General features: G+C 44.9%; 24 protein-coding genes. 14 read left to right on the forward strand and 10 right to left on the reverse strand.

The genetic code is table 11. The annotated features are described in order from the left end of the window. Positions 1 to 69 precede the first annotated feature (69 nt). Positions 70 to 1515: a formate transporter FocA gene (gene focA / locus ACQEXP_RS07455; RefSeq protein ID WP_426969146.1), complete on the forward strand. Its 1446-nt coding sequence runs from the start codon at positions 70 to 72 to the stop codon at positions 1513 to 1515. Between the two features lie 114 nt (positions 1516 to 1629). On the opposite strand, the gene ACQEXP_RS07460 is transcribed toward focA, so the two are convergent. The 3 genes from ACQEXP_RS07460 to ACQEXP_RS07470 all read right to left on the reverse strand — a co-directional run bounded on the left by ACQEXP_RS07460 (position 1630) and on the right by ACQEXP_RS07470 (position 3124). After that, on the reverse strand, positions 1630 to 2199 hold the full coding sequence (locus ACQEXP_RS07460; RefSeq protein WP_426969148.1) for a YceI family protein: 570 nt from the start codon (positions 2197 to 2199) through the stop codon (positions 1630 to 1632). After that, positions 2196 to 2735, reverse strand: coding sequence for a cytochrome b (locus ACQEXP_RS07465; protein ID WP_426969150.1), 540 nt, complete (start codon positions 2733 to 2735; stop codon positions 2196 to 2198). Before ACQEXP_RS07465 ends, ACQEXP_RS07460 begins: the two co-directional genes overlap by 4 nt. Before the next feature lie 140 nt (positions 2736 to 2875). Continuing rightward, positions 2876 to 3124 carry a DUF2164 domain-containing protein gene (locus tag ACQEXP_RS07470; protein WP_426969152.1) on the reverse strand — a complete coding sequence of 83 codons (249 nt, stop codon included), beginning with the start codon at positions 3122 to 3124 and terminating at the stop codon, positions 2876 to 2878. Between the two features lie 103 nt (positions 3125 to 3227). Between ACQEXP_RS07470 and ACQEXP_RS07475 the strand changes: the two genes are divergently transcribed. From ACQEXP_RS07475 to dcuC, 4 genes are all read left to right on the forward strand, one after another. Continuing rightward, positions 3228 to 3863: a hypothetical protein gene (locus ACQEXP_RS07475; RefSeq protein WP_269375431.1), complete on the forward strand. Its 636-nt coding sequence runs from the start codon at positions 3228 to 3230 to the stop codon at positions 3861 to 3863. Positions 3864 to 3936: 73 nt separating this feature from the next. Then, complete coding sequence (locus tag ACQEXP_RS07480) at positions 3937 to 4728, forward strand: lipase family protein (protein WP_426969154.1); 792 nt, start codon at positions 3937 to 3939, stop codon at positions 4726 to 4728. Positions 4729 to 4988: 260 nt separating this feature from the next. Next, the gene (locus ACQEXP_RS07485; RefSeq protein WP_426969156.1) at positions 4989 to 5840 is read left to right on the forward strand and encodes an EAL domain-containing protein; all 852 of its coding nucleotides are present in this window, start codon (positions 4989 to 4991) and stop codon (positions 5838 to 5840) included. A gap of 247 nt (positions 5841 to 6087) precedes the next feature. Then, a complete protein-coding gene (gene dcuC, locus ACQEXP_RS07490) occupies positions 6088 to 7455 on the forward strand; it encodes an anaerobic C4-dicarboxylate transporter DcuC (RefSeq protein ID WP_426969157.1) in 1368 nt (455 codons plus the stop codon). 62 nt (positions 7456 to 7517) lie between these two features. Here the strand turns inward: dcuC and ACQEXP_RS07495 are convergent, their stop codons facing one another. Further along, positions 7518 to 8150 (reverse strand): response regulator, encoded by a 633-nt coding sequence (locus ACQEXP_RS07495; protein WP_269374801.1) that lies wholly within the window; start codon positions 8148 to 8150, stop codon positions 7518 to 7520. After that, positions 8137 to 9870, reverse strand: a complete 1734-nt coding sequence (gene narQ, locus ACQEXP_RS07500) for a nitrate/nitrite two-component system sensor histidine kinase NarQ (protein WP_426969159.1) — start codon at positions 9868 to 9870, stop codon at positions 8137 to 8139. The genes ACQEXP_RS07495 and narQ overlap by 14 nt, the downstream gene beginning before the upstream one ends. Positions 9871 to 10114: 244 nt before the next feature. Between narQ and napF the strand changes: the two genes are divergently transcribed. The 6 genes from napF to ACQEXP_RS07530 all read left to right on the forward strand — a co-directional run bounded on the left by napF (position 10115) and on the right by ACQEXP_RS07530 (position 14691). After that, positions 10115 to 10597 carry a ferredoxin-type protein NapF gene (gene napF, locus ACQEXP_RS07505; protein ID WP_269374804.1) on the forward strand — a complete coding sequence of 161 codons (483 nt, stop codon included), beginning with the start codon at positions 10115 to 10117 and terminating at the stop codon, positions 10595 to 10597. A 13-nt stretch (positions 10598 to 10610) separates the two neighbouring features. Continuing rightward, the gene (locus ACQEXP_RS07510; RefSeq protein ID WP_269374805.1) at positions 10611 to 10925 is read left to right on the forward strand and encodes a chaperone NapD; all 315 of its coding nucleotides are present in this window, start codon (positions 10611 to 10613) and stop codon (positions 10923 to 10925) included. Then, complete coding sequence (gene napA, locus ACQEXP_RS07515) at positions 10922 to 13411, forward strand: periplasmic nitrate reductase subunit alpha (RefSeq protein ID WP_426969162.1); 2490 nt, start codon at positions 10922 to 10924, stop codon at positions 13409 to 13411. Before ACQEXP_RS07510 ends, napA begins: the two co-directional genes overlap by 4 nt. A 66-nt stretch (positions 13412 to 13477) precedes the next feature. After that, positions 13478 to 13933: a nitrate reductase cytochrome c-type subunit gene (locus ACQEXP_RS07520; protein WP_269374807.1), complete on the forward strand. Its 456-nt coding sequence runs from the start codon at positions 13478 to 13480 to the stop codon at positions 13931 to 13933. 29 nt (positions 13934 to 13962) lie between these two features. Continuing rightward, the gene (locus tag ACQEXP_RS07525; protein ID WP_269374808.1) at positions 13963 to 14541 is read left to right on the forward strand and encodes a NapC/NirT family cytochrome c; all 579 of its coding nucleotides are present in this window, start codon (positions 13963 to 13965) and stop codon (positions 14539 to 14541) included. A 12-nt stretch (positions 14542 to 14553) separates the two neighbouring features. Further along, positions 14554 to 14691: a TIGR02808 family protein gene (locus ACQEXP_RS07530; RefSeq protein WP_138971215.1), complete on the forward strand. Its 138-nt coding sequence runs from the start codon at positions 14554 to 14556 to the stop codon at positions 14689 to 14691. Positions 14692 to 14773: 82 nt separating this feature from the next. On the opposite strand, the gene galE is transcribed toward ACQEXP_RS07530, so the two are convergent. The 4 genes from galE to ACQEXP_RS07550 all read right to left on the reverse strand — a co-directional run bounded on the left by galE (position 14774) and on the right by ACQEXP_RS07550 (position 20362). Continuing rightward, positions 14774 to 15790, reverse strand: a complete 1017-nt coding sequence (gene galE, locus ACQEXP_RS07535; RefSeq protein ID WP_426969164.1) for a UDP-glucose 4-epimerase GalE — start codon at positions 15788 to 15790, stop codon at positions 14774 to 14776. An 84-nt stretch (positions 15791 to 15874) separates the two neighbouring features. Then, on the reverse strand, positions 15875 to 17842 hold the full coding sequence (locus ACQEXP_RS07540; RefSeq protein WP_426969166.1) for a diguanylate cyclase: 1968 nt from the start codon (positions 17840 to 17842) through the stop codon (positions 15875 to 15877). Continuing rightward, complete coding sequence (locus ACQEXP_RS07545) at positions 17839 to 18339, reverse strand: YfiR family protein (RefSeq protein WP_426969167.1); 501 nt, start codon at positions 18337 to 18339, stop codon at positions 17839 to 17841. Before ACQEXP_RS07545 ends, ACQEXP_RS07540 begins: the two co-directional genes overlap by 4 nt. Continuing rightward, on the reverse strand, positions 18329 to 20362 hold the full coding sequence (locus tag ACQEXP_RS07550) for a TonB-dependent receptor plug domain-containing protein (protein ID WP_426969169.1): 2034 nt from the start codon (positions 20360 to 20362) through the stop codon (positions 18329 to 18331). Before ACQEXP_RS07550 ends, ACQEXP_RS07545 begins: the two co-directional genes overlap by 11 nt. 172 nt (positions 20363 to 20534) lie before the next feature. Here ACQEXP_RS07550 and ACQEXP_RS07555 point away from each other — a divergent pair, with 172 nt between their 5' ends. The 3 genes from ACQEXP_RS07555 to ACQEXP_RS07565 are packed head-to-tail and all read left to right on the forward strand — an operon-like array spanning position 20535 to position 22923. Next, positions 20535 to 21287 (forward strand): 5-oxoprolinase subunit PxpA, encoded by a 753-nt coding sequence (locus tag ACQEXP_RS07555; protein ID WP_426969171.1) that lies wholly within the window; start codon positions 20535 to 20537, stop codon positions 21285 to 21287. Then, entirely contained in the window at positions 21287 to 21994 is a 708-nt protein-coding gene (locus ACQEXP_RS07560; protein WP_426969173.1) for a 5-oxoprolinase subunit B family protein, read from the forward strand. The genes ACQEXP_RS07555 and ACQEXP_RS07560 overlap by 1 nt, the downstream gene beginning before the upstream one ends. Next, positions 21991 to 22923 (forward strand): biotin-dependent carboxyltransferase family protein, encoded by a 933-nt coding sequence (locus tag ACQEXP_RS07565; protein ID WP_426969175.1) that lies wholly within the window; start codon positions 21991 to 21993, stop codon positions 22921 to 22923. The genes ACQEXP_RS07560 and ACQEXP_RS07565 overlap by 4 nt, the downstream gene beginning before the upstream one ends. A 22-nt stretch (positions 22924 to 22945) precedes the next feature. On the opposite strand, the gene ACQEXP_RS07570 is transcribed toward ACQEXP_RS07565, so the two are convergent. Further along, complete coding sequence (locus tag ACQEXP_RS07570) at positions 22946 to 24385, reverse strand: FAD-dependent oxidoreductase (RefSeq protein WP_426969478.1); 1440 nt, start codon at positions 24383 to 24385, stop codon at positions 22946 to 22948. Between the last annotated feature and the right edge of the window lie 54 nt (positions 24386 to 24439).

Below are 24439 nucleotides of genomic sequence, written 5' to 3' on the forward strand. Positions count from 1 at the left end.
GGGCAGTGGTGAGTTACACGCTGCATACACACAGGAGGAGATTTATGCAGTACACGTTGAGGAGCGGTTATGTCATCAACTCAAGTCAATAATCAGTACTTTTCGCCCATCGAAATGATGGCAGAAGCTGAAAAATTTGCGTTAAGTAAAGCCAAAAAGAGCAGCGGCATGACGTTAAGCCTAGCGATTATGGCTGGCGCGTTTATCGGTCTGGCATTTCTGTTTTACATAACAGTGACAACAGGCAGTGCTGACAGTGGTTGGGGATTAAGCCGATTAGCAGGAGGCTTGGCCTTCAGTATGGGGCTCATTCTCATCGTCATATGTGGTGGAGAACTGTTTACCAGTTCGGTGTTATCAAGCATCTCTTGGGCCAATAAACAGATTAGCTTTACCAAGATGATCTCTATCTGGGGAAAGGTCTACTTCGGTAACTTTATTGGTGCAATGCTGCTGTTGATCATCGTCAGTGCAGCTGGCATGTATCAATTGGATCAAGGTCAGTGGGGATTGAATGCGCTCAATATCGCTCAGCATAAACTACACCACACCACCATCCAGGCATTCGCATTAGGTGTGTTATGTAACTTATTGGTTTGTCTCGCAATATGGTTAACGTTTAGTAGTGCAAACGCAATGACAAAGGCAGCAATGACAATTATGCCCGTTGCTATGTTCGTCTCAAGCGGCTTTGAGCACTGCGTTGCCAACATGTTTATGGTGCCACTGGGTATCGTTATCCAGAACTTTGCTCCCGATAGTTTTTGGCAGCAAGTCGGCGTATCAGCGACACACTATGCAGACCTAAACGTTAAGCAATTTGTCTTCGCCAACCTGATTCCAGTGACGCTTGGAAACATTGTTGGAGGAGCAGTTTTGGTGGGACTTGCGAACTGGGGAATTTATCGCAGACCACAGCTAAAAGCAGCCAATGTATCGGCCATTACAACAACTCAGTTAAATACGGTTAAGGAACTAACTATGAACAACAACCTAACGGCTAAAGACATTATGAATAGCGCGCCAGTAGTACTACGCGCAGACATGCCAACTCCAACAGCGATCGACACTCTTTTAGACAACCATCTTGCCAGTGCACCCGTTTGTGATATCGAAGGTCGTTTAGTTGGTTTCTTCTCTGCACATGATGTGATGGTTGACCTATGGTGTCAGGATTACATTCCGACGAGCGATCAAAAAGTGGTCGATTTAATGTCACGCGAAGTTATCGCTATCGACAGCAAAGACAAACTGGTTGATATCGCTGAATTCCTTTGTATCGACAAAGAACAGCTTTACCCAACAACGAGCATGGGAATGGCAACTCGCTTCACCACCCTCTCTTTAGAAGAGCGTGCGAAATCGATGAAAGTAAACCAACCACATGTACTACCTGTTCTTGAACAAGGCAAATTGGTCGGTGTGGTCTCTCGAGAAACTGTGCTTGCCGCACTGCGCCCAATTTACGGTGAGCGAGTGAGCATCGTTGAACAACGCCACCTAGAAACAGCGTAATAGAGAGAATAACAACACGTTGGCTAGAAGTTTTGGTCGGGAAATAAGTCGCTTGACCAAAAAAAGCCCCTTAGCTCATGCTAAGGGGCTTTTTTGTCGCTTCCGCTTGTGACGTTATTTCTTAACGCCTTCAACGTGCAGTTCCATGTCTACATAACTAGATGTACCCATGACTGCGATGTTGAAATCTGCAAGCTCAAGACGCGTTGTGCCGTAGAAGCCCGCACGCTCACTTCCCCAAGGATCTTGACCTGCACCAATGAACTCAGCATCAATTGTAATTGGCTTAGTCACACCGTGAAGATTCAGTTCACCATTTACAGCCAGTTTGCCGTCGCCTTTATCAACAACACTAGTACTGGTAAAGGTTGCTGTAGAGTACTTAGAAGCGTCAATAAAGTCTGAACTGCGAATATGCTTATCACGCTCTGCATGGTTCGAGTCTAAACTTGTCGTATCAACATTTACCATTACTTTTGATGCGGCTACGTTAGCAGGATCATAAGAAAACTCACCATCGAACTTGTTAAAACGACCTTTGATAAAACTGTAACCTAGGTGGCTTACTTTAAAGTTAACTGAAGCGTGTGCACCTTTGGTATCAATCATGTAATCCGCTGCGCTGGCACCTAAAGGCAATGCCATAACCATAGCCAGTCCTGTAGCAAAAATTGTTTTTTTCATTGTGAAGCTCCTATCATCTTACGTAGCGTATTGTCTTTATTAATAAAGTGGTGTTTTAAAGCTGCAATTGCATGAACAGCAGCAAGAATAATGAGTGCCCAAGCCGTGTAGAAATGAATCTGACCAGAGATATCTGCCTGATTTTCAAACAGAGCGCCAAGCGCCGGTACACTAAACCAGTTGAAAACGTCAATCGCCCGACCATCTTCCGTCGAAATCAAATATCCGGAGACAAACAGCACGATAAAAAGAACGTACATCGCCATATGAGCCAACTTAGCGCCAATGATTTCTAGCGCACTACCTTCTGGTCGTGGTGACGGCGTCACTAATTTCCAAATAAATCTAAAGATGGTTAACCCTGCTAGCAATAATCCAACTGATTTGTGCCAGTGTGGTGCGGTCTTATACCACTGACTGTAATACGATAGATCGACCATCCACAGTCCGACACCGAACATGGCGATAACCACAATCGCTGACAACCAATGGATTGCTCTTGCTACTGGGTTGTAATTTTTTACGTCTGATTTCATTCAACAGCCCTATACCTTAGCGTTACTTTTGTAGTCTTTAGCCTACATTTCCCGTCTTTCTTGCAACAGATTATTTACTATTCTTTACTTTCGCGACATCCATTGGTGTTGATGAAGTCGTTCAAAAAATTTGAAGGAACTTAATAGTCACTCATTTGCTCGGCCTGATAGATTTCATCGCCAATATCTAACATTCTTCTTTCCATTATCGCTTGTGCATCAGATAGGCCTTTGTTGTAAAAAGCTCCACCAAAATTCTTGGTAATAAACTCAAGCAGAAACTCACTATCGAACTGTCCGATTTCAATATCGAGTTCGTCTTCTAAGTAGTTCTGCAGCCGCTGCGCCATCGCCTGTTTTTGTTGTGATGTAAATTCAATCTTAGACATAAACCCCTAAAGCTCCTCAAGTTTTAACCGATTAAGTGTAACGAAACTTTATCGCAGCATGTTAGTCTAGTTGCGCTTAGTGCTTATTATGGAGAGATTGATCTTGTTATTGGATGTATTAGTACAGAGCGTCAACGAATTTCAGGCTGACTGTATGGCGTTATGCGAAAAGCACTACCCAACAATTCACAACAAGGGGATGAACGAGCATCATTTGGGCTTAGCCTTTGCGCGTCGTCTTTCACGCACGCTGAATGAGTTTGGTCATGACTACGACTATAAGTCTCTCGATACGGTAAACAACAGTGATCTTCCTCATCACTATCGTGTCAGCTCAGAATTAGGCACGGTGTGGATTTTGACTTCGCACCTTGTTAGCGCTGGGCCTTCATGTCGTAAGAAGCTGTTTAAAACCATAGCCCATTGGCAAGAAGAGTATGGATACGCCGTCCAACCGAACGATCTATTATTATTGCTTACTGACCACTGGATAACTCGTAGCAAACAGAGTCGAGAGTTACTGCATTGGTGGACAGGTCAATTACCAGACGAGATAGATGAATACCGTGTTCAGGGGATCACTCTGTATGAAAGCGAATCTCTACTGGCTCAATCACTAGAACAGCATTTTAGCCTCAGCCCTTATTTCGTAAAGTTTACCCATCCATTAAAGCGCGCTACGGATAAACAGCTGGTACGTAAATATATTCAGCTCTATTCAGTCATACAACTTAGTTAAACACCGTCATGTCATCGTAAGGTCACGTTGCCCACCAATACTACCCCCTCTTTGTCGAGATAAAGAGGTTGAAGTGAAAGCTCTTAAACGCTACCAGTACGAACGATACGCTATTTTATGTAATCTCGCCTATCGCCCTGCCATTAGGCAAACTCAATTTGGTTTTTCGCCAAGAGGACAAAGGGTTATCCACAATCGCTTTGGTCAGCCAATGATTCGTGTACTGTGGAATGAGCAGCACGAAGAAGTCATCGTTGTCATTAAAGGGTCTCACAATCCCTATGACTGGTTACTCAATCTCGCGATTTGGAAAAGATCGGCTCATAACCATACCCTTTTCCCCTACGCAATTCATGCTGGTTACTTCTATTTGCTCAATCAAGAGAGCCATCCGAACAAAAACAGCGACCATTTGGGAACCACAGTTATAGATAAACTGATCGACGTACTCTCCCCACTGATTGAACAAGGTAAACGGGTGACTTTTACGGGGCACTCATCAGGAGGAGCACTGGCTTGTGTTATGGCTGATTGTGTCGAGAGAATGCATCCACACAGTATCAAACGAGTAGTGACATTTGGCCAGCCAGCGATAGGTGGTGGTTCTTTTACCCGTCACTATTTACTCTCTCATAAAACCTATCGTATTTGCTGCGATCTCGATGTTGTCACTTTCTTACCCCCTATCCCGCTAGCCTACTGTCATGTGGGTAAGTTGCTCTGGCTCTACAATGGAAAAATTCACGAAAATACACCGACATTACATCGGCTTGTGCTATCGATCATTTCTTGGGTAATACGCCCTTTTACCTATCATTTGATGTCCAAATATATTCGCAATAAAGACTTTTTTGACGAGCGATAGCATCGACCGTTAATTGCCCCCTACAGTGTGGACAAAAACCCATCAAACCATGGTTGCCATTTAGCCACTAATGACAAAACATTCAGTTAATCTGTTTGCTAGCAAACGATTAATTAGCCAATAGTTGGATATGCCTTCAAAATTCGAGCCTTTAGTCCAAAGTTTGATTGACAGATTTACGGCCGTGTCAATATTATGTCGCAACGTTGAGAACACCCCATTGTGGTTAACTTTGTCGATTATCGAGGTCTATTGTAGGTATGATTCTGTCCACTAAGCAGCAATTTGTGGATTGCCTTTCCATCAATGAAAATTCGCAGTACGTCGGTACTTATAAAGACCTAAAACTCAATAGTGTGTTCCAACCGATTTTCGACCACCAAGATAAAGTTATCGGTGTTGAAGCTTTGGTAAGGATTCAACGTGAAGGTCATGGTTGCGTCCGCCCTGATCTCTTTTTCCATTCTGACCAAACTGACTTTGATGACAAGATCAACGTAGAGCGTTTGAGTCGAGTTATCCACATCCGAAACTTTGCGCGTTCAAAATACCGTCATCTCCAACTCTTCCTTAATGTCCTCCCGTCTGCCGGGGAATATCTCGCCATCGAAAGCATTGATTCTTGCTTACTGAATCAACGTCTCAGAGCACTTGAGTTAAGTAGCTCGCAAATTGTCATGGAAGTTATTGAACTCGTTGCATCGAGTGAAGAGAACCTGCGCCGAGCGATGGGCAAACTTGCTGAGAACAATTTCACAATCGCCGTAGATGACTATGGTATCAATGCCTCAAACCAAAAGCGGGTTGAGGCGTTAAGACCCGGAATAATAAAAATTGATCGCACTTTGATGCTATCGTACATGGACGGCGATAAGAACGGCTTGCTGTCTAGCATTAAGCTTGCAAAAAAACTCAATGCAAAAACGGTAATTGAGGGAATTGAGACCCAAGAGCAGCTTGATGCAATGCGTCAGTTAGAGATCGATATGTTCCAAGGGTATTTTCTCGCAATGCCGGCACCGCTAGAAGTTATCCATCAGCTCGCAACACACGACTTTGAGGCATTGAGTAAGCAAAATGTGACAAACGGCGATTTAAATAAGTTGTCCTAAAACTCTCTCTGAGATCAATACCTCTTCCCTATTTTGTATATGCTTCATCAATCATTGGCTGTAATTTTAACATCCAAGAAACCACATACACACAAAACATATCTCTAATTGAAAAAGCTTTATCGAATTATTGTTCCAGATCATTAGAACGGCAAATTGCCCTCGTGCCACAAGATAGAATTCTGTACATTCTTTGACATAGTTTGAAACAGTTTCTTTATATTTTTCATATCTTGAGGAGATTTCTATGCTGGAACTCTTGATTGGCCTCGTTGTGACGATCACCGTTGGCTATTTCATTGTCAAAGGCTACAAACCCGCTGGTGTCCTACTCACTGCCGGTGTTTTTCTGTTGATTGTTACGGGGATTATCGGCCACACCGTATTGCCTGCAAAGGTTACATCAACAGGGAACATGGTCACTGACGCACTAGAGTACGTCAAATACATGCTTCAGTACCGTGGTGGCGGTTTAGGTATGCAGATCATGCTGTTGTGTGGCTTTGCCGCTTATATGACCCATATTGGTGCTAACAATGTTGTAGTAAAACAGTTTTCAAAACCACTCTCTGTCATTAAGTCTCCATATGTACTGCTCGTCGCGGCCTATATTGTCGCATGTCTCATGTCATTAGCCGTGAGTTCTGCAACCGGTCTTGGTGTTCTATTGATGGCAACACTGTTCCCGATGATGACGGCGATGGGCATTTCTCGTCCAGCTGCGGTTGCTGTTTGTGCGTCCCCTGCTGCGATCATTCTTTCACCAACATCTGGAGATGTGGTCATTGCAGCTGAGAAGTCAGGATTAGATTTGGATGTATTCGCCGTCCAAACCGTACTTCCTGTCTCAATCTGTGCGATCATCGTAATGGCAGTAGCCGCTTTCTTTTGGAACAAATACCTCGATCAAAAGCAAAACTCTCCAATGGAGCGAGTCGACGTTTCTGAGATTGAAGTAAACGCGCCAGCGTTTTATGCCGTATTACCATTCTTACCGATTATTGGCGTGTTCCTGTTTAACGGTCGTACTATCCCAGGACTCAAACTAGATATCTACACCATTGTGGTACTTTCCATTTTCATCGGCGCTTTGGTTGATTATGTTGTTAAGCGTTTTGACGGACAAAAAACCCTTGAAGACCTAGAGTCTTGTTACCAAGGTATGGCTGACGCATTTAAAGGTGTTGTGATGCTATTGGTCGCAGCAGGTGTGTTTGCTCAAGGTCTTATGTCTGTCGGCGCAATTGATAATCTACTGCACTTAGCGGAAACAGCGGGCGCTGGTGGTGTTGCATTGATGCTGATCTTGACTGGTCTAACCGTTGCCGCGGCCATTGCGACGGGTTCAGGTAATGCGCCTTTCTACGCATTCGTAGAGCTTGCTCCTTCATTAGCCGCTAAAATGGGCCTTAACCCAGCGTTCCTAATTATCCCGATGCTACAAGCATCTAACTTAGGTCGTACTATTTCGCCAGTATCAGGTGTTATCGTGGCGACTTCAGGTATGGCAAACATCAGTCCATTCGAAGTCGTGAAACGTACTTCGGTTCCTGTACTGTGTGGTTTGGCAACGGTCATCATTGGTACGATGGTACTGGTACCAATGAACGCGTAATCCGCCGACTAGGCACTAAAAAGGGCGCTATTTAGCGCCCTTTTTGTTGTTATTCGCGACCGTTACTTATTGTCACCGTATCGTTCTAGGTATAACACGGTTGCTGCTGTGCGAGACGGAACCTTGAGTTTCTTAAGTAGGCTCTTCATGTGCACTTTCACCGTCGATTCAGAGATAAAAAGTGTGTCTGCAATCTGTTTGTTACGAAAGCCTTTTGCAACTTCTTTTAAGATTTGCAACTCACGATCTGTCAGTTCATCAAAGACGTCCGTGCTGTTCTCACGTTCGCTCAGATATTTGGCTACTTCTCGGCTGTATGCTTTGTTACCGCGTAACGATGAACGCAGTAGCTCGACCAGCTCGTCAGGTTCCGTATCTTTAAGTAGATAGCCGTCAGCACCTGCTTTGACGATCGCTTCGATATCAGCCGGGCTGTCTGATACTGTTAGGATAACAATGGCTGCATCGCAACCATCTGCACGAAGTGCTCCAAGCGTATCAAGTCCAGACATCCCCTTCATATTGAGGTCGAGTAACACGAGATCAGGTTTATGCTCATGGTTTTTGGCAACGGCATCAGCGCCATTGCTTGCTTCCGCTACCACATCAAAATCGTCTTCAAAGCTCAAGAGCTGCTGAATACCACGTCTCATCAGTGGATGATCATCCACTAGTAATACTCTACATTCGGTCAATGTTTGTTTCCTTAATCTTGGGATACTCTAATAGTACTTCACAACCTTTATTGGCACGACTGTTAACGACAAGATTTCCACTTAATCGAGACGCGCGCTCTTTCATAATGCTTAATCCGTAATGGTTGAGCTTTTCAATTGATTGATCAAAGCCTACACCATCATCACTGACCGAAACTAGGACGTGTGTATCGGTTTCATGACATTGAATACAAATGTGTTGTGCATTTGCGTGCTTTATAGCATTTATGGTTGCTTCTCTTATCAATTGAAGTAGATGTACTTGTTGATTTGCATCTAGTTCAATGGATGATAATTCGTTATTTAAACTGATTTCTGCATCAGTCTGCTCTGCCAACTGAGACGTCATTTCACTCAGTGCGTTTCCAAAACTGCCCTCTTTGATCGTTAATCTAAAGGTCGTCAAAAGTTCTCTTAGCTGGGTGTAAGCCGCCGATAACCCGGTATCAAGTTCAGCAAGAATTGGTGTCGTTTTATCAAGCTCTTTGCTATCCGGCAGTTTAGCAATTCCTCTTTTAAGCAAAGAGACTTGAATCTTGAGGTACGATAACGACTGCGCTAATGAGTCATGTAACTCTCGGGCAATCGTCGCACGCTCTTCCATCAGAAGCAGTTGCTCAGCCTGTCTTTGCGCCTGATTGTAATAAACTGCTCGCGAGAGTATTTGGACAAAGTTATCGATCAGAGCTTGGTCCGGACACGGCAATGATACTTTCCAATAAAGCGTCCCTAATTCCACGCCATCCAATGACAATGGTTGGCTCTGGCAATTCGAGTCGCATCCGGCACATTCGTCACCTTGTGTCAGTATCAGTGGGCGTTCACCCTCAGCAGTGATTTCCAATTTAACCGCCGCGATGCCTTCTAAGCTCGCAATGTGAGCTAAGATGGCTTCAAAGTTATCCTGACCAATCCTCGAAGCAGTGAGTTCCTGAGATGATTTATATAATACTTTCAGTGAGTTGTTGGCATGCTGAAGCTTTTGTGTTTTCTCGTTTACCGCTTTTTCAAGCCCTCGATACAACTTACCGAGCTCCGCGGTCATATTGTTGAAAGTACGGGTTAAGATTCCCATCTCATTGTCGCTCGAAACATTGAGCTCAACATCAAATGAACGCGATTGAATTTGTTCACTGGCATAAACCAATGCGTTTAAAGGCCTTACGATTTCACGTCGAGTGTAATGAACCACAAAGATGCCGACGATAAGAATCCCACCAAGACCTAATCCCCCAACCCATGCGAGCTTGATCAGTTTCTGCTCAGAGAAGTTTTGTAATTTGAACACAAAGGCATCGATTTGATTTACAAATCCAGCAACGAGGATCAAATAACGATCCCTATCATGACTCTTTAACACCTGCTTGAGTTCGTGCCAACGCACTATCAGGCGGTAGTAATCGTGGGTAATGTCGTCAGGTACCGTCCAGCCTTGCAGCGCCTTCATCGACGGCGCATAAACAGAACGTTCAAACATGGTAATGTGCGCTTCATAATCGACAGATTCAGACTGTATATCATGAGCAAGTCGATAGCTCTGCATACGCATCGATCCTGCGACGTTGACTGCCTCAGCATCATTCAGACTGGAAGCCAAAGTGATGATGGCAAAACTCGTTGTCGCTACCGAGAGTGCAAGGATAAGACCCATGGCTTTGGCAATGGTTCTCGTAACGGAGTTTTTCACACTTTTTAACACTGTCTCACCACTTGTTCAATCTATCGCCTATATTTGTTCTATCGAGTTTGTGCGACGCGCACAATATGTGATCAAAGCCGTCGGAATTTATTGATCTAAAACAAGAACCCCTGTTAATTAACCCCTAAGGGGTATTTATACAAATATGTCAAAAACTACAATTTGTATGAACTTAAATGACAGTTTATTAATGGCAATTGTGAACTATGCTTAGTTCAGAATAATTGTGATATTAAGGATTTCAGTGGTCGATCTAGCAAAGCGCAGCTTTTTTTCTCGGAACAAAATCGATGATACCGCAATCAGGCTCCCTTGGTTGGCAAATTCTGGTGTTTTTACAGATTTATGTACCCGTTGCGGAAAATGTGCCGAGAATTGCGAAACGAACATCATTGTAAAAGGTGACGGTGGTTTTCCAACTGTTGATTTTTCGATTGATGAATGCACATTTTGTTACCAGTGTGCCGAAGCGTGCCCTGAACCTTTATTTTTGCCTCAATCACAACAACCTTGGAATGCAAAAGCGTCAATCAGCGAAAGCTGTTTGGCGATTAATAATGTCGAATGCCGAAGCTGTGGCGATATGTGCGAAACCATGGCAATCAAATTCAAATTACAAATCGGCAAAGTCGCACAACCGAAAATAGAGTTTGATGAATGTAGCGGATGTGGCGCATGTGTCTCTGTATGCCCTACTTCGTCAATCAATGTGAGCAATTTAGTTTAAACGGAATCAATCAATGTCACTTAATGAAGTGCATATTTCTAGCTTAGTCGTCCACTGCTCTCCTGAACATCTTAACGAAGTTAAGCAACAGATTGAGCAAAACGATAATGCAGAGATTTATGGTGATAGCCCTGAAGGCAAAATAGTCGTGGTTTTAGAAACGGAAAACCAAGGCTTTATCACCGACACAATCGAAGCAATAAACAATTTACCGAATGTATTGAGCACTGCGTTGGTTTACCACCAAATTGAAAGCAGTCTCGATGACAACGAATTAAACGACAATAACACTGGAACTCAACATTCCCAAATCGAGGGTGAAGTATGAAGATGACAAGACGAGCGTTTGTGAAAGCAAACGCAGCAGCATCAGCAGCGGCAGTCGCAGGTATCACTCTACCAGCGTCTGCGACCAACCTGATCGCTAGCTCAGACCAAACAAAAATTACCTGGGACAAAGCGCCTTGTCGTTTCTGTGGTACTGGCTGTTCTGTTCTTGTAGGGACACAAAACGGCAAAGTAGTGGCTACCCAAGGTGACCCAGAAGCGCCTGTTAACAAGGGCCTAAACTGTATCAAAGGCTACTTCCTTTCAAAGATCATGTATGGTCAAGACCGTCTTACACAGCCTTTGCTACGTATGAAAAATGGCCAATATGACAAAGAGGGTGAATTCACTCCTGTCTCTTGGGATGTTGCATTTGACACCATGGCTGAGAAGTGGAAAGAAGCACTTAAAAAGCAAGGTCCTTCTGGCGTAGGTATGTTTGGTTCAGGCCAATGGACTGTTATGGAAGGTTACGCAGCCGCTAAAATGATGAAAGCTGGCTTCCGCTCTAACAACATCGACCCTAACGCTCGTCACTGTATGGCTTCTGCTGTAGGCGCATTCATGCGTACCTTCGGTATCGATGAACCAATGGGATGTTACGATGACTTTGAGAACGCGGACTCTTTCGTTCTTTGGGGTTCAAACATGGCAGAGATGCACCCAGTTCTTTGGACTCGTATCACTGACCGTCGTCTAAGTCACCCACACGTTAAAGTCAACGTACTATCAACCTACTACCACCGTTCATTCGAATTGGCTGACCAAGGTTACATCTTTGAACCTCAGTCTGACCTAGCAATTGCAAACTTCATTGCCAACTACATCATTCAAAATGACGCGGTAAACTGGGATTTTGTAAACAAACACACCAACTTTAAGCAAGCAGATACTGATATCGGTTACGGCCTACGTGACGATGACCCACTGCAAAAAGCAGCGGCGAATCCTAACTCCGGCAAGATGTCTGCGATTTCGTTTGAAGAGTACAAAAAGTCTGTCGCACCATACACAGTTGAAAAAGCGTCTGAAATGTCAGGCTTGTCTCAAGAACAACTGATTGAACTGGCTAAACAGTACGCGGATCCAAACACTAAAGTGATGTCTCTATGGACAATGGGTATGAACCAACATACTCGCGGTGTATGGATGAACAGCCTAATCTACAACATCCACCTATTGACAGGTAAGATTGCGACTCCGGGTAACAGCCCATTCTCACTAACAGGTCAGCCATCAGCATGTGGTACTGCGCGTGAAGTTGGTACATTTGCTCACCGTCTACCAGCAGATATGGTCGTAGCAAATCCGAAACACCGTAAGATCGCAGAAGGTATTTGGAACATTCCAGATGGCGTTATCCCACCTAAACCGGGTTACCACGCTGTACTGCAAGACCGTATGCTTAAAGATGGTAAGTTGAATGCTTACTGGGTTATGTGTAACAACAATATGCAAGCGGGCCCGAACATCAACGGCGAACGTCTTCCAGGTTACCGCAATCCAGAAAACTTTATCGTATGTTCTGATCCATACCCAACAGCAACAGCACAAGCAGCGGACCTTGTTCTACCTACAGCAATGTGGATCGAAAAAGAAGGCGCTTATGGTAACGCAGAACGTCGTACGCAAGCTTGGTACCAACAAGTTGGTACGGTTGGCGAAGCTAAATCTGACTTATGGCAGGTGATGGAGTTCTCTAAACGCTTCAAGATGGAAGAAGTTTGGACAGAAGAACAACTTGCTAAAGCACCTCAATACCGCGGTAAGACTATGTATGACATGTTGTTCGCCAACGGTGTTATCAACAAGTTCCCAATTGAAGAAGCACGTGAGCTAAATGATGATGCTCACCACTTCGGTTACTACGTACAAAAAGGTCTGTTCGAAGAGTATGCGGCATTTGGTCGCGGTCATGGTCATGACCTAGCACCTTATGATGTTTACCACCAAGTTCGTGGTCTACGTTGGCCTGTTGTAGATGGAAAAGAAACACTATGGCGTTACAAAGAAGGCTCAGATCCATATGCGAAAGCAGGTTCTGGCTGGGACTTCTACGGTAAGCCAGATGGTAAAGCACTGATTATTTCAGCGCCTTACGAAGCGCCACCAGAGTCGCCGGATGCTGAATACGACATGTGGCTATGTACTGGCCGTGTTCTAGAACACTGGCACACAGGTACTATGACACGTCGTGTACCAGAACTTTATAAAGCCGTTCCAGATGCAGTTTGTTACATGCACCCTGCTGATGCGAAGGCGCGTGGTGTCCGTCGCGGCGATGAAGTTCTGATTGCGAACAAACGTGGTGAAGTACGTGTACGTGTTGAAACTCGCGGCCGTAACCGTCCACCAGAAGGCTTGGTCTTTGTACCGTTCTTTGATGCACGCATTCTGATTAACAAACTGATCCTAGACGCGACTGATCCTCTGTCTAAACAGACTGACTTCAAGAAGTGTCCAGTCAAGATCACTAAGATTGCGTAAGTTTGCATGCCCTGACTGATTCGTCAGTCAGGGATAAGAATTTAGCCGATAGGCGGAGAATGAATAATGAAAAAATTCCTAATTGCACTGTTATCTGTTGGTGCTTTAATGAGTGGTGCGGCTGTAGCTGAGCTTGAGAATCCTGGTGGTATCGGTGGCTTAGAATCATTACGTGGCGTGAGTGAATTAGAAGCAACTCGCCCTGCTGATGAATTTAAAAAATATCCACGTGAACAAGTGCTCGACAGTAGCTTTGTTTATCAGCCACCGTTGATCCCTCATAACATTCGTAGCTATGAGGTATCTCTCAATGCGAACAAATGTCTCGCATGTCACAGCTGGAAGAATGCAAAAGAGATGGGCGCAACTAAGATCAGTGTAACGCACTACGTTAACCGCGAAGACGCAGTACTGGCTGACGTATCACCTCGCCGTTACTTCTGTCTTCAATGTCACGTTCCTCAAGCCAATGCAAAACCGCTTGTTGAAAATGAGTTCAAGAGTGTCGATGCGCTTAAATAAGCAGCACGTGAGTAAATAAGAGGTTATCTATGAAATTATTGAAAGCGTTTTGGAAGCGATTGGCAACCCCAAGTAAAGCTGCGGTAGGTGTAGTTCTATTTATGGGTTTCGCTGGTGGTCTTCTATTCTGGGGCGCATTTAACACGGGAATGGAGGCGACCAATACAGAAGAATTCTGTTCTGGCTGTCACGCTCCTATCGTTGCTGAGATTCAGGAAACCATTCACTATTCAAACCGTTCTGGTGTACGTGCAATCTGTTCTGATTGTCACGTTCCGCATGAATGGACTGATAAAATTGTCCGTAAAGTTCAGGCTTCAAAAGAGTTGTTCGCTCATTTCGTCACCAAAACGATCGACACACCTGAGAAGTTCCAAGAGCGTCGTGCTCACCTAGCTGAACGTGAATGGGCCCGTTTGAAGAAGAATGACTCACTGGAATGTCGTAACTGTCACGAGTTTGAATATATGGATTTCTCTGAGCAAGGTCAGCGTAGTGCAAAACAGCACTCTACTGCCCTAGCCTCTGGTGAGAAAACGTGTGTAGACTGTCACAAAGGTATTGCACACAAACTGCCTGACATGCACGGTGTTGAAGGCTGGCAATAAGGAGCACAGAAAATGAGTACTTTAGAATCCGTTATCTGGCATATCCTAGGCTATGGTGCCATGCCTTTTATCATTTTATCTGGCTTTGCGGTAGTCGCTGCAATCTCTCTATGGATACTATCGCTAGGTAAAGATAAAGAGGTGGAATAACGCTTCCCCTCTGCGCTGACACAATTTTGCCTATTTTGTATCAAGCGTAAAAAAACCACCGCATTTGCGGTGGTTTTTTTTGCTATTTATTTGGGTAACCCTGTGGATTGTTCGACTGCCATCGCCATGTGTCACTCGTCATCTCGTCAAGAGTTCGCTTCGCCTGCCAACCAAGCTCGTTGATGGCTTTACTTGGATCGGCCCAACACTCTGCAATATCACCGGGGCGACGCGCGACAATCTGGTAAGGCACATTTTTGCCAGATGCTAGTTCAAAAGCTTTTACCATTTCAAGCACACTGTAGCCGTTGCCAGTCCCCAAGTTATAGATATGTAGACCTGATTTTTGACCGACTTTTTCTAACGCGGCAACGTGACCATCTGATAGATCCATCACATGAATGTAGTCTCGAACACCCGTACCATCTTTAGTTGGATAATCATTGCCAAATACAGACAAGAATTCTCGACGACCAACAGCAACTTGAGAGACGAAAGGCATAAGATTGTTTGGGATGCCTTGCGGATCTTCACCGAGTTCGCCTGATGGATGAGAGCCAACAGGATTGAAGTAGCGCAAAAGCGTAATACTCCACTCAGGGTTTGCTTTTTGGAAATCGGATAAACACTCTTCAACCATCAATTTACTGCGACCATAAGGGTTCGTCGCACTGGTTGGAAAATCTTCAGTAATTGGCACACTCGCTGGATCGCCATACACGGTTGCAGAAGATGAAAAAACGAGTGTTTTAACGTTAGCCTCGCGCATCGCAGCAACCAAGACCAGACTACCATTGACGTTATTGTCATAGTATTCCAGCGGCATAGCGACCGACTCACCGACCGCTTTAAGCCCAGCGAAATGAATAACCGCCTGAATGTCATTGCTCTTTAGTACATCAACGAGCAGCGCTTTATCGCGGATGTCTCCCTCGATAAACATCGGTCGAACGCCCGTTACACCTTGGATACGATCCAGTACGGATGCTTTACTGTTGTACAAATTGTCAAAGATGACTGGCGTCATACCCGCTTCAATCATCTGTATACAGGTATGGCTGCCAATGTAACCCATGCCGCCGGTAACCAAAATATTCATATCACTAACCTTCTGAATTATTAAGGCAAATATTAACCAAAAGTTGGGGGGAAATACAGAATAGGGATACACTAAGTAGAACAATCAATCCTGATTGATGACAAATCGACCTTTTCCACTCGCCTTGGCTTGGTACATTGCCGTGTCCGCTGCTTTAAGCATTTCGTCCATACTCTCGTCGTAGTCCTCTACAAAGTGTACGCCAATACTAGCACCTACGTTCAAAACACGGCCTTTGTAAACAATGTCTTTATGGATCAATGCAATTAGACGCTCGGCCAAGACAGATATAGATTGCTTGGTCGTATTGTTGATTAACACCACAAATTCATCACCGGAAAGCCTTGCGACTAAGTCATTGGTTCTCACCTGTGACAAAAGGCGTTCTGATACCTGTTTTAGTACCTCATCCCCCGCGTCGTGGCCATAGGTGTCATTCACACCTTTGAATCCATCCAAATCGAGATAGAGTAACGCGAGGCCAGCTCTGTTTTCTTGTTCACTTTTGAGTACTTCCGTCAGTACCCGATAAAGCTTAGCGCGATTCGCTAGACCGGTAAGCGAATCATGGTGCGCCAGATGTTCTAGCCTTTCCATCTCTTTAAGGTTCGACAAATCCGTTAAGATATAGACATAGTCAAATGCGCTCTCATCGTCATTGTTTACGATACGCGAAACCTTTACGAACATAGGAACTTGATGTCCGTAGATGTGTTTTTCCCATACCTCACCTTGCCATTGCCCATAACTTATCACCGCCTCTTTGATTGTTGGCATAAGCGAGCGGAATTGCTGCCATTCGAAGATATCGTCGGTGTTTTTCCCCAATAATGACTCTTGAGGGTAGCCAAGCAACAATGTCAATGCAGGGTTGACCATAGTAATCACGTCATTTTCATCAGTGACGATCAACGCGTCCTGACTGTGTTCAAACACGCCCGCAGCGAGTCGCTGCCTCTGTAGCGCTAGTTCGACTTCCGTAACATCCTGAATCGCAAAAAGAAGCTGACCTAGCTTGGTCAGTTTGGCGCAACTGACTTGCAGTAACTGGCGCTGCTCAAACACATCCGTGACCCAAAACTGTTGGTCGATAAATTCATGCTGCTGTTTGAGTGCCTGCTTAATGCTCTCCGAGTTTCGCCCGCCAATAAAGTCGAGAATATTAGCACCTTTAAGAAACGCACTCGTACAGCGGAACACTTGGCAAGCTGAAGCATTAAAATGAATAATTTCACCGGTTGAATTGACCACCACAAGCGCATGTTTTACCGCCTCGACCACTTCGTTGGCGAACGATTTCTCTTCTTCCAACTTATCTAATGTGTATTCAACTTGTTGGTCTCTTTGCTTCAATCTATCCAGCATGGTGTTAAAGGCACGAACCAGCGCGCCAATTTCGTCATTCGCCGTCGGGTGTACATTTAGAGTATTTTGCTTTCTGTCGATAAACGAACGCATACCAACATTTAACTGATAGACTGGTTCGACAATGTATTTCTGCACTGTCATGTACAATACAACGCCGGCTAACACCATCAAGAGCAAGAACATCAGACTATTGAACAACGCGCTATCATAGAGTTCTTGGAAGGAGGATTTCGATATAATCACCCTCAGTTTGGCGATCACTTCTTGTTCTAGCTCGACAGGAACCAGCAAGAAAATATGATCTTTACCGATCGAATACCCTTGTCGATTGATCTCATTCCGTTGCCCTTCTGTTGGAACTGGTGCGACAGGACCTTCTCTCTCATACATAGCGAACAATTGGCCGTCAGGAGTGTAGAGTTTAACCCTAGCCACTTCTTTATCCGCAGAGAAAGCATCCAACACTTCCGTCGCGGCTAAACTGTCATCAAATAGAATAGCCGCTTGTAAGTTATACGCCACTCCTTTGGCCAGCACACTGACTCGGTTTATTAGATTATCTCTCTGTGTATCCACAGCGTGGTAAAACGCGTACCCCTGGGACAACAGGAAAACAAGTCCAGTAAACACGATAATCGGTATGATCAATTTACTTTTGAGTGACAGATTGGTGAGTGATTTCATCGTAGCTCTCCCTCAACATCTGAAACACGTAACAAATTTGAAGATATTCGATAGCTGCCAAGGTTGCCGAGGTTAACTTTGGGTTTTATTCGTCCAGCTTTAGTCGCCAATTCCACGGCGCCGCCGTAGTTAGTAAAACGCGTAACGTCACTGACAGTAACCGTGCTTTTGGGATAAGAGTTGAGCAGCGACAAACTGCTTCTTTGCGTTAAATAAACAAGATTGCAATTATCGCTAGTGATTCGAATAGGCTTATCTCGTACCATTTTTCCTTGGGTAATCTCGGAGAGTAAACTTCGGATGTTTTGACTGTCGGGAAGACAAATATTGATGCTATCCATCTGCTCCTCCGCTTCCCAATAGATAAAGCTCACGATGCGATAGAGGTAGACGGCCTTAATTTGATCTTCACTATATGTCGCTGCACAGGCTTGCTTACTACCCAGCAGTAATCCAATAACAATAAGCCACAACGAGCGAAAATGCCTAGTATTCATAACTCAGCCTCAACGCGACGAGTTCCTCACGCAAATAGAAACTGTTTATGTCTTCATAGAACCCCTGATTCTCAGCGAGGTTTTGTACCAATAATTCAACTAACGGCGCACTAGGGTTAGCTTGCCACGCCAACCTCACATCGAGCGCGAGGTAATTGTCCAAATGGGCATTACTCACGTAATTCACCTCTTGCCCTTTGAGCAAAAGATCAAACTGAATTTGTTGAGTGACCTGCCATAACATTTGCAAAGACGCCAAATGTTGAGAATCTATAGATAGGCTTCCTTCTGCACTTCCGTTACTGGTAGACGAAGGCTCCCAGTCATGATCTAGGGTGAGATAGCTATAACTACCATACAAGGACAGAGACTCGTTGATCATCCAACGAGTGGCAATTTCTACTCCATAAGAGTCGACAAGATAGCTATAAGTTAACTGGTAGATGTCAATTTGGTCATAACCCGGATAACGCCCTTGATATTCGACGCCAACAATATTGTCGTAATGGCTGTAAAACACTGACGCATCCAGCTCGACGTCCTCCGTCATAAAGCGATAGCCTATATCGTAGGTAATGACACTTTCTAGAGCTCGCTCTGGGGAAGGAAGGGTGAGTTGATAGAAGTATTCAAGATTACGGAAATCGCTTGAACAATCTCTTCCCGCAGGACAATACAAATGATTGGCAATGAAAATGGAGTTGGTGTCCATATAAGAAGGCGCAACGATACCCCGGCCTACTCCAGCCCATACGCTGCTAATGAAATCAATATCGTAAATGGCTCTTAATTGCGGAGAAAGTTCTAAGCTATCTCCCTGTTCAAAATACTCAGCTTTAACACCCACAACCGTTTTGAGCTTGTTAGTCCATTGCCCTTCATGCTGGATATAACTATTCACAATACTGTCGGCAGCAGAGTCGATATTGTACAAGCGTACATAGTAATCCACTGAGTTGAGATCATAGCCTGAGATTTGATGCATTAGATCGAGGGCAACGTAGCGATAACCACCGCCATAGATAACCTGCTGGCGAGGAGTCAGTTGCGTCGAGAAGTTGAACTCGGCGTCAAAAGTTGAATATTTTCCGGGGGCATCATAAGCAGAGTCTTCGTTTTGTTGAAGCCAAAACCGATAATTGCTTTCTGTGTTGTCTGAGAGAGTTTGGCGAGTATCGAGTTGTACGTAATAGGAATGACTAGCAATGGTTTCATTGGTATAGCTTGTCCCTGTGGCAAATCCATTGGCGTAGTCAATCGTGTACATATCTTGAATGACGCTACTTTTCTCTCCTCCTAGACGTAATATCCACTCATGAGGCCGCTCTACAACAATGCCTGCACTGTGCATGTTCCAGCGCGTATCTGGCGTGATGGGCTGGTAGACTTCAGACTTATGCTTATAGTAGGCACGAGCATATATGTTTGGTGATAGCGCTAAACCCTGACGTACTGAGAGATCATAACTGCCATACTTTTGATAACTGGAGGAGACTTGCCCGCCTAACGTTTCCGTCGCTGACTTCGTCACAATGTTGATCACACCGTTTTCGGCATTCCCGCCCCAAATACTACCAGCAGGCCCACGAAGCACTTCAATTCGGTCAATGTCTTCGATCGGATAATCAACATCCGCCCAATAGACACCACCATATATCGGACTATAAAGGCTACGTCCGTCTTGAAGCACCAACATTTTGTTAAATAGGCCGCTGTGAAAACCACGTGAAGATACGATCGGCTCCGCCGCGGAATAGTGACTAACTCTAAGCCCCGGAACGAGATTAAGAGCGTCAGCCAACGATCTCGCGCCACTTCGCTTAATCCGCTCTCCATCCAGTACATAGACCGCAGAAGGAATGTCAGCGAGGTCTTGAGAAAACTTCGACGCAGAATCGACAGTGACATGCAGTAGGGAAAGTTCTTCTAAACTCATAGATACCAGTTCATCGAGATCGCTTTCGCTATGAGCAACCGTCGACGCTGTGATGAGAACTATCGAGAATAGAGATCTTTTATACATTCAGGAACCTGACAATATTAGCAAATTATATTATTCCACTTATCAATATTTAATTACACAAATAACAAATTAGTTTTTTTAGTTTGTTGGCTAAAAAATGAAACCGATCACTGTTTAATTTAGTCAATTGAAACATGTTACTAGGTGATTTGATTAGGGAATTCTTTCATTGATGATAAAACGTTCGATCAGTCTCAACTGTGATATGGGTGAGAGCTTCGGTTCTTGGACAATGGGTAATGACCGCGCAGCCATGCCACACATTGACATGGCCAACATCGCATGCGGATTTCATGCCTCCGACCCTAAGATCATGAGTGATACCATTAAGCTTGCGATCAAACATAACGTTAAGGTCGGCGCGCATCCTAGCTACCCCGATCTGCAAGGGTTCGGCAGACGCAGTATTCCAATGCCCGCAGAAGAAATTACTGCAATGCTTATCTACCAAATTGGAGCGATTAAAGGGTTATGTGAGAGCCACAACTGCGAGCTCAGTTACGTAAAGCCCCACGGGGCACTGTATAACGACATGCAAAAAGATATGGTTATCTTTGAGGCCGTGGTTGATGCCGTCTCCAGCTTTAACTTACCTTTAATGACTCTAGCTATCACAGATAATCAACGGCTCCTCGACATCGCCGATCGATATGATGTGCCTCTATTATTTGAAGCTTTTTCTGATCGACGCTATCAAGCCAATGGACAACTTGCGCCCCGCAGTATGCCGAACGCCGTCATTAGCAGTGAAGACGATATTCTCAATCAAGTTCAACAAATTGTTCAATATGGGAAAGTACGGACGATAGACGGATTCTCTATCGCTCTCGATGCAGACACGATTTGCGTGCATGGTGATAACGAACAGGGAATCAAGATCATCGAGAAAATCAGATCGTTAATCCAACAAGAGAGGTCGGGCTAATGAACATTGAAACGTCCATCGATCCCGTTGCGGAATGTTCAATTTTAATCCGTTTTCACAGTGATCCTAACGACCACCTTTCTTGGGTCATTGGAGAAATCAGTCATTATCTTAGCAACCAACTTGGGGTCTGGGTGATGAATGTCACTCCCTCATTCGATTCAATCCTTATCGACTACCTACCTCATCGCATTTCCATTTTTGAGTTCGTCCCCTATTTGGAAAAACTCGTGACCGAAGCGTTGCATCACATGCCAGATTACCATCAGCCAGATATCTTAGAGCTGCCTATCTATTATGATGTTTCTGTGGGTCCAGACCTTGAACTCTATACAGACAAAGGAATGGCCATTGAGGATGTGATTTCACGCCACTGCGATACTGAGTACACGGTAGGTGCAATTGGATTTTCAGCAGGATTTGCCTTTCTGAGCCACGTTGACCCCGCTATTCAACTGCCACGAAAACGCACGCCTAGGGTATCTTTACCAAAGGGCAGCGTCGGTATCGCGAACAACCAAACCGCGATTTATCCAAGCGATAGCCCTGGAGGGTGGAACATCATAGGCAATTGTCCTATCGACCTTTACCATCCCAATAGCCATCCTGTCCTCCCTTTTACTATCGGTACACGTGTACGTTTCAAACGTATTGAATTAGATGAATTTATTGGTTTAGGCGGGCAAATAACTGAGGGATGGCAATGATAAACGAGAGCTACGTTGAAGTCATTAAACCGGGTCAACAGACTTTGATCCAGGACTTTGGGAGATTTGGCCTTGCGCATTTTGGCATAACACAAGGTGGACCTGTCGATGACTACGCCTATAGCTGGGCGAACCATTTACTGGGCAACACCGTCAATATGCCCACACTTGAAATAACCTTAGGTCAGGCAGAGTTTCTTATTCATTCAAGCTGTGAAATGGCCATCGCTGGTGGTGATCTTACTGCACGACTGGATGGGCAACCACTTGAAATCTGGTCAACGTTTACAGCGAGCAAAGGTCAACGTCTTACATTTGGACTACCTAAAAATGGCTTACGCAGTTACCTAGCGATTAAAGGCGGATTCATAGTTCCACCTCAGTTAGGCAGTGCCGCGACCGTTACACGAGATCAGCTGGGTGGATTAGCATCTGGCTGCCCACTATCACTTGGAGATGTACTCAAATTTGCGCCGCATGTCCCCCGTCGTCGACCAGTACAAATGACGTTCCGCTATAAACCGGATTACAACCTACCCATCGAACTGCGTTTAATCGAAGGTTATCAGGTAGGCGATTTTTCACGTGATGCTATTAATGGGTTGTACAATCTTGAATTTGATGTCAGCCAACTGATCAATCGCATGGGCTATCGACTCTCTGGTAATAAGATTGCAGCGCCGGAAAAAGAATATTTAAGTGAAGGAATTGCACTAGGCTCAGTTCAGATCCCGCCCAGTGGTGAACCCATAGTGCTTCTCAATGATAGGCAGACTATCGGCGGATATCCAAAAATCGGTTGTGTCGCAAGGATTGACTTGCCTCGTCTTGCTCAAGCAAAACCCGGACAAAAAGTTCGCTTTGTACGGGGGGATTTATTGGGTCTGCAGGATGTGTGGTGTCAATGGGCACGATTCTTCGGCTATTAGGGCCACGCGGCCCTAATCACTGCTATTGACCGTAATATTGAGCGAGTTGCTGTGGATATGTTCTCTGTTGCGCCAGTTCCTTCGCTTTGCTCTCAATCTCTGCCTCACTAAGAGCCAGCGTGACCGGATGAAGCTGTTCAATCGTCAGGTCTTGGTAATGAAACAGTTGCCACTGCTGGACGAGTTTTACCGCCGCTTCGTAGGCTGATGAACCTTTCACCACCTCTACCCGCGCATAATGCTTGCCTTCAAACGTCACATCAGCCGCACGCAATGTGTCATCCTTGCCGGGTATTTGCTGTGCACCAAACAATGGCGTACCGAACTCATGAGCCACGGAGTAATCAGGGATAAATCGCGCCATATGTTCTATTGCACGTCGACTTCGTTGAATAATAACGTCGTCATCCCAGCCTTTCTGTATTTTAGTTTTCAACCGCAGTGGTAAGCTTGGCTGTGATGAGTCGGCGCTTGAAGCAACCAAACCATCTTCAAACAATGTGATGTCTTTCGTCATCCCATGCAATTGAAAAATACCATCAGGATAAGGTGTAAGCTGTGCCATTCCGTTTGGTGTGCCACGTGGTCCGTGGAAAATCACTTCAGGCCAAAGTTCTTCGCATTGTGGCCAATGTGTCACATAGGCCGCCTTAAACTCGACGAGACGCTCACGTGGTTTCTGCGCCAAGTCATCGATTGAACCTGTCTCATAGCCACAAGCGTTGACCAAGTAATCTACCTGAAGAAACTCAATGTTCCCTTCTCTGTCTACGCATTCCACTGTCCAACCTTGGTCTGACTCTTCAACACCTATCACTTGAGTTTCTGCCTTAAGTTGGCAGTTAGGCATTTTTTCTAGAGCCAACGTCGCTGATGCAGCAATTCGAAAAACACTCCACCCATATTCTTGAACAGCAACAACCGGAAATTTTAAGACATCCAAATCAGCATGCTTGGCAAAAGGAATCAGCCATTCATCAATGGTAGTAGGATTTTGGGGTTGCTCTAAGCATGCTAAGGCTTCAATTTCATCACGACTATAAAACTTGTAATAGTCTGCTGGTTCACCAAGCACTTTGTTGGCTATGTCTTGCTTTACGAGTTGAGCATAGCAGTCTTGAATCGTAATAAGGCGCTCGTACAGCTCTTCAGGCGAGCCTCCATCACTGTATGGCACCGCGATTACCGTTGGACGTTTATTGACGGTTTGCGGATACAATCGAATGGTGTCGATGGATTGTTTCAGTAGCTCGATACATTGCTCAGTAGAGATCTCTCTGTACAAATTTCCACCAGCATGAAGATGGCATATCGGCGGACCACTGACCAGCCCAGATCCTTTCTCGATCAGGTGTACGTTTAGGCCCAACTCCGCCATGTGGACGGCGGCCGTTGCTCCTGCGATACCGCCGCCAATAATTGCGACGCTAGGGGTGCGAATTTGTTGCGATTCAGATTGCATTAATGTGGCTAATTCGTTCATTCTCAGGATATTTTACTGCCATTAACGAGTGAA

It is taken from the genome of Vibrio sp. TRT 1302, from assembly GCF_050113875.1.
Taxonomy (GTDB): domain Bacteria; phylum Pseudomonadota; class Gammaproteobacteria; order Enterobacterales; family Vibrionaceae; genus Vibrio.